The sequence below is a fragment of the Nostocoides australiense Ben110 genome, from assembly GCF_001050535.1.
Taxonomy (GTDB): domain Bacteria; phylum Actinomycetota; class Actinomycetes; order Actinomycetales; family Dermatophilaceae; genus Nostocoides_A; species Nostocoides_A australiense.
The window spans coordinates 3,647,250-3,650,514 of the sequence record NZ_HG764815.1; the positions used below are offsets into that span (position 1 = coordinate 3,647,250).

At 66.0% G+C, this 3,265-nt stretch carries 3 protein-coding genes; 1 reads left to right on the forward strand and 2 read right to left on the reverse strand.

Annotated elements, in window-relative coordinates; all coding sequences use genetic code 11:
• Nucleotides 1–359, forward strand: a 359-nt coding sequence (locus BN11_RS17885) for a hypothetical protein (protein ID WP_048699651.1), incomplete at its 5' end; no start/stop codon positions are given.
• 83 nt (nucleotides 360–442) lie between these two features.
• Here the strand turns inward: BN11_RS17885 and BN11_RS17890 are convergent.
• Together BN11_RS17890 and BN11_RS17895 are read right to left on the reverse strand one after the other, a co-directional pair.
• A complete protein-coding gene (locus tag BN11_RS17890) occupies nucleotides 443–1,525 on the reverse strand; it encodes a hypothetical protein (protein WP_048699652.1) in 1,083 nt (360 codons plus the stop codon).
• Between the two features lie 172 nt (nucleotides 1,526–1,697).
• Nucleotides 1,698–3,023 (reverse strand): DUF1565 domain-containing protein, encoded by a 1,326-nt coding sequence (locus BN11_RS17895; RefSeq protein ID WP_162213284.1) that lies wholly within the window; start codon nucleotides 3,021–3,023, stop codon nucleotides 1,698–1,700.
• Nucleotides 3,024–3,265: the final 242 nt, after the last annotated feature.

Here is a 3,265-nt window from a genome sequence, read left to right on the forward strand (position 1 = left end):
TCGGCTACAACGACCAGATGTCGGGTTGGGGCAACCGCTGGGAGTACAACACGGTGACGAACTATCGCGTCTACGGGATGGGCTTCCGGCTCATGGACGCCCGGCTCGCCCAGCCGTCCAAGGCCAGCAGCTCCAACGGCTCGATCGTGCGGTGCAACAACATCGTCGGTCCCGTCGGCGACCGGGCCAAGGCGCTCGGTGTCGGCGCGATGATGAACGGCAAGTTCCAGAGCAACAACATGCCCCTGATCTGGATCAGCAAGAACATGCAGACCTACTGGAGCGCCCAGGGCAACACGTGGAACGGCTCCAGCGCGTTGCCGAGCAAGACCCCGACGCTGTCCAGCGCCGGCTGCTGAGCGCTCCCGGCCCACGAGCGAAGCCGCCGCCCCCCGAGGGGGACGGCGGCTTCGCTCGTGCGCCGGGGTGATTCGGCGGCGGGCTACTTGGGGACGGCCGGGGAACCGTTCCAGGTGTTGCCATAGGACGACCAGTACCGGGTCAGGTTCTTGCTGATCCAGAAGGTGTTGAAGTTGTTGCCGGAGAAGGTGCCCTTCATCATGCCGCCGGCGCCCATCGCCTTGGCACCCGAGCGCGCCGGGTGCAAGGCGACATTGCCGGAGGCGACAACGCCGTTGGTGCTGGTGCTCATCGAGGGGAGCGACAAACTGGCATCCATCAGCCGGTAGCCGTAGCCGTACTGGCGGGAGGTGGTGACGGTGTTGTTGCGCCACCGGTTGTTCCAGCCGGCCATCTGGTCGTTGTAGCCGATGGCGACATTGGTCGCGAAGTTCTTCTCGAAGGTGTTGTAGCTGGAGTCGACATCGGTGTTGAACGCCCGGCCGTCACCTTGCAGGTCGTGGACCTTGTTGTTGGTGATCTTGTTGTAGTTCGCGGCCGATCCGAACCGGATGCCCTCTTGCATGTAGTGGGCGGCGCGCGAGATGGCGATATCGGTGACGTCGTTGCCGGTCACGGTCCAGAAGTTGCTGTGGTTCATGATCCACACGCCCGGACCGGAGCCGCAGATGATCTTCGAGATCCGGTTGCCCTGCACCACGCCCGAGGTGGTCAGCGTCGCGAAGATCCCGCGGCCGGTGATCGTGTTGTCGATGAACTTCACTCCGACGACCGGGTCGAGCGCGGTGTTCAGCGCCTTGGCGAGGTACGGGATCGCGTTGCGGGCGGCCGTCGGGTTGTAGGACCCGGCGCCGGGCACCGCGCGCCGCGGCTGCCAGATCTTCTTCTTCACCAAGGCGGCATGCCACGAGAAGACCTTGCCCGAGCCCTTGCCCGACAGGTAGGCGCCGTGGTGGATGTTCAGGCCCTTGAAGGTCCAGTAGTCGGCACCCGAGAGCATCTTGATCGTGCGCCGCGGGGAGGGGGCGCTGCTGTAGCAGGAGTCCGGCGACTGGTTGGACGTCAAGGTGACGGCGCCGTCACCCGCCGGCGTCACCGTGATGGGAGCCGAGGCGGTGCCGGAGTTCTTGATCCGGATCTCACCGACATAGGTGCCGCCGTGCACGCGGATCGTCGTGCCGGGCTTGGCCCGGTCCGCCGCCGCCTGGACGGTGCGCAGTGGGGACTTGGCGGTGCCGGCGTTGCCGTCGGATCCGCGGGTGGAGACGTGGATCTCGCTGCCGGCGGCCCAGGGCGAGGGTGAGGGTCTTGTGGGGGGTGGTCATCGATTCTCCAGGTCAGCAGTGGCTCGGGGCGAAGGTGGCGGGCGGCGGGGTCGGCTTGCCGTTGAAGGTGTTGCCGTACTTGCCCCAGTAGCTCTGCACCGACTTGGCGACCTTGGCGGTCGTCCAGGCGTTTCCGTTGTAGGTGCCGTACATCGTGCCGCCGACGCCGAAGGACTTGGCCGTCCCGATCGGGCGACTCGCGACATTGCAGGACATGTTGATCTTGTTGGCGCTGGAGTTGTAGGAGGGCAGCGTGAGCTTGCCGTCCATCAGCCGCACGCCGTAGCCGTAGGTGCGGAAGGAGGTGACGGTGTTGCTCTTCCACACATTGCCCCAGCCGGACATCTGGTCGTTGTAGCCGATGGCGACATTGGTGGCGCGGTTGCCGGTGATGGTGTTCCAGCTGCTGTCGACGTCGGTGTTGTAGGCCCGGCCGTCACCGGGCAGGTCGTGGACGTTGTTACCCGTGACCTTGTTGTAGTTGGACGCGGTGCCCATGCGGATGCCTTCCTGCATGAAGTGCTTCCACGTCGAGGCGGCGATGCGGGACACGTCGTTCTTGGTGACCTGCCAGCCGTTGGAGAAGGTGATCAGCCAGATGCCGGGGCCGGTGCCGCAGGCCAGGTCGCTGATCTTGTTGCCGGAGGCCACGCCGTAGGAGTTCATGCGGAAGAAGAGCCCCTTCTTGGTGACCGTGTTGTTCAGGAACTTCAGGCCATCGTTGGAATCCAGGTCCTGGTCGCCTGTGACGGTGCGCAGGTAGGGAACCACCTGCCTGGCCGCGGTCGGGTTGTAGGAACCGGCGCCGGGCACCTTCCGGCGCGTCTGCCAGTTGCCCTGGTCGACGAGCCTGCTGTGCCAGGTGTAGGCCGAACCCGCGTCCTTGCCGGTCGAGTAGACGCCACCGACGATGTTGAGACCCTGGAAGGTCCAGTAGTCCGAGCCCGAGATGATCAGGATCGTGCGCTGACCGTCGGGCTGGCTGTTGTTGCACGCGGGCATCGGCAGATTGGCGGTCAAGGTGACGGCGCCATCGCCATACGGCATGACGGTGATCGGCGCGCTCGCCGTGCCCGACTTGCGGATCTTCAGCTGCTGGTTGTAGGTGCCCTTGTGGATCTTGATGGTCGTGCCTGCGGCAGCCTTGTCGATGGCGGCCTGGACGGTCTTGAGGGGCTTGCCCGGTGCGCCGCTGTTGGCGTCGTTGCCGGTGGTTGACACCTCCAGGACGGTGCCGGCGGCGGTGGCCGGGCCGGCCCCGGCGGCGACCGCACCCGCGAGCACGACGGTGGCGGCCAGCCCGGATGACATCAGGCGAACAGAGGGGGTGGTTTTCATGGTGGGGTTTCTCACTCGTGCGACGACGGCGGTCAGTCGCGCCCGCGATTTTCCACGGCCCATACTCCGCGGCGAACTGCCCCGAGACAGGGGCCAGCACCAGGCGTGACGTGGCGAGTGTAGATCACCATTGGATAACGAGGCCAATTCGCCCGGGTCACGGACGATTGGGTTGGCTGCCGGCGCGCGGCGGTTCAGCCGGCGGTGACGGGCGAGCCGACCACCGCTTCGCCGGCTTTGAG

Bases quoted from the DNA above. Each gene is read 5' to 3' on its own strand.
- BN11_RS17895 (WP_162213284.1), bottom strand. From the start codon at position 3,023: ATGAAAACCACCCCCTCTGTTCGCCTGATGTCATCCGGGCTGGCCGCC.